The following is a 2,040-nucleotide window of genomic DNA, read 5'->3' on the forward strand; positions in this document are numbered from 1 at the left end:
GCGATACCCAACACAATTGCATCTCAAAACCAAAATCATGTACCAGTCCTTCCTCCTGTTGAACAGAGGCTAGATACTTTTGTCAAAGCAATGAAGACTTTAGCCGAACTCACGGGTGGCAGACTCAACCCATACATGGAACAGAATTGCAAAGACTTCGCCGCCAATCTGATAGCTGACTACAACAGACAGTCACTAACCGGCACAAAAGAAAAATGGCTGGGTGTGGTCAACTTTGCAGAGAGCGAACTTGGAAAGAAAGTCCCCCTGAGCGGCACTCACTATCGCGGACACTTGGGCACATGGGTTCGCACGTTTTACCCACAACTAGGCGATCGCCAAGAAACGCGATTGGTTAACGGTGTGCAACAGCCCATCTATGTCTACGCTTGTCACGATCCTGTTGTGGCCGCCGGACTGACCAAAGCTATAGAAGCGTTCTTCGCTCATCCCAGTCCTAGTACAGCGCTAAGGCAGGCGGGGGCTTTCACTAATAAGAAAGAACAGGTAATGGTTACGTAGCCATCAGTCTTCAGCCTTCAGTTGCCTGCATTTTTCTTACTACTGGTTACGTAACCATTACTTGTAGGGATCGTACTTCATATACATAAAGAACTGTAAAGCCTGTTCATTAAACAGAAAATAAGTAACGGATAAGGAAAGGTTAATGACACAATTTCATGATGAAAGAGCCGCCGTAATCGCCGCTCAGATCGACCAAGTTAATGCAATCGGTTGGGAAGGAGCTTGTGACTTAGCACTACAACACGTAGCGAAGGGGGAATTATCCCCAGTAGAAACAGTATTGCGTTTCGATATGTTCCGAAAAAGAGTGCAAGATACAGTTGATAAACGACAAATAATTTGGGCACAACAGGTAAGCCAAGGCATTAGTGGAATTGAGTAGTACACCGTTGAGTACGGCGGCATGGCGTTAGTTCTTCCCCGCCTGTGTGAGGAATTGATGCTCGTTCCTGGTGACAAAGAGATATTGATGCAGTCCAAGCCGGTGGCGCTCGACTTTCTTGCACATTGGAACCTCGCTTTCAAGCTGTGGCGTTACAACCGCGAAACAGAATCGCGCTGGCTTTCCTCTCGCTGGAGTCAGTTTTACGCCGAATACATGAGCCGAGAATGGTTGGAAATATGGGTTGAGGATGAGGTTTACCAGATTCTTCTACCAGATGGAACATTTCAGGATAAGCCCACGTTTGCCATCAACGCTTGCTGTTGCTGGGGTAATCCAGAAGCAATCCACCGTACCACTGCATACTCTGATTCTGGCTCAAGCTGGTTTCAATGGAATAATTTTACACCTTGGAGATAGAAGCGATCACTATTAAACAAGTAGCAATCACTACGTTAAACACTTTTTCATATTTGGCATAACCAGCATGAGAGTCATTGTTAGAGTCACCGAAAAGATTAAGAGTGTTGCTCACATCAATATTTCCGATGGGCTTTCAGAATCAGGCATTAGGCAACATATTATAGACCGCTATAACAGTGGCGAGATGCTGACTGATATGAACATTTTTCAAGTGGATTTTGAATCAATCAGCGCTCAAGTTGTAAAACAAGCGGGAGAGAGTTTATGACTGTTGCACAACTACTAACACCACAACCATACTCTCCTAAATCTACAGGAGAAACTGTTGGTAGGCATCCATTGAACTTTTACGAGTCTCCATCTTGGTTTACTACTGAACTACTGCGCCATGTTCCGTTATCTGGTGTTATTGGTGAGCCTTGTGTTGGGATGGGGGCGATCACATCTTTACTCCAGGCGTGGCCACACACCAAGCAAATGTGGACGAACGATATTGATCCACATAAATCGGCTGATTACCATTTAGATGCAACACTATCCGAGTCATGGGATTCTTTGCCAGAGTGCGATTGGATCTGCACTAATCCACCAATACGGTTCAGTTAAGGCTCAAAGTCATGTAAATTAGGCATTGTTCCGAAGAATGGAAATTAAGTGTCGTGCATCTGAGGGATTTTTCATTGGTGTCTCCTGAGATACAAAATACTGAC

Annotated in this window: 4 protein-coding genes and 1 pseudogene; all 5 read left to right on the forward strand. The window is 45.1% G+C overall.

What is annotated here, in order from left to right; all coding sequences use genetic code 11:
* A pseudogene (locus H6G97_RS50415) lies at positions 1-522 on the forward strand (hypothetical protein); the annotation flags it as partial.
* A 145-nt stretch (positions 523-667) separates the two neighbouring features.
* On the forward strand, positions 668-907 hold the full coding sequence (locus tag H6G97_RS54535) for a hypothetical protein (RefSeq protein WP_242056196.1): 240 nt from the start codon (positions 668-670) through the stop codon (positions 905-907).
* Positions 908-928: 21 nt separating this feature from the next.
* The gene (locus H6G97_RS54540) at positions 929-1,327 is read left to right on the forward strand and encodes a hypothetical protein (protein WP_242056197.1); all 399 of its coding nucleotides are present in this window, start codon (positions 929-931) and stop codon (positions 1,325-1,327) included.
* A gap of 67 nt (positions 1,328-1,394) precedes the next feature.
* Positions 1,395-1,598 (forward strand): hypothetical protein, encoded by a 204-nt coding sequence (locus tag H6G97_RS50425; protein WP_190947692.1) that lies wholly within the window; start codon positions 1,395-1,397, stop codon positions 1,596-1,598.
* On the forward strand, positions 1,595-1,936 hold the full coding sequence (locus H6G97_RS50430; protein WP_242056198.1) for a hypothetical protein: 342 nt from the start codon (positions 1,595-1,597) through the stop codon (positions 1,934-1,936). The genes H6G97_RS50425 and H6G97_RS50430 overlap by 4 nt, the downstream gene beginning before the upstream one ends.
* The last annotated feature ends 104 nt before the right edge of the window (positions 1,937-2,040 follow it).

The organism is Nostoc flagelliforme FACHB-838, from assembly GCF_014698065.1.
In the GTDB taxonomy this organism is placed as follows: domain Bacteria; phylum Cyanobacteriota; class Cyanobacteriia; order Cyanobacteriales; family Nostocaceae; genus Nostoc; species Nostoc flagelliforme_B.

What these genes read in the sequence shown, in the direction of transcription:
- H6G97_RS54535 (WP_242056196.1), top strand. Translation starts at nt 668, where the DNA reads ATGACACAATTTCATGATGAAAGAGCCGCCGTAATCGCCGCTCAGATC.
- H6G97_RS50430 (WP_242056198.1), top strand. Translation starts at nt 1,595, where the DNA reads ATGACTGTTGCACAACTACTAACACCACAACCATACTCTCCTAAATCT.
- H6G97_RS54540 (WP_242056197.1), top strand. Translation starts at nt 929, where the DNA reads ATGGCGTTAGTTCTTCCCCGCCTGTGTGAGGAATTGATGCTCGTTCCT.
- H6G97_RS50425 (WP_190947692.1), top strand. Translation starts at nt 1,395, where the DNA reads ATGAGAGTCATTGTTAGAGTCACCGAAAAGATTAAGAGTGTTGCTCAC.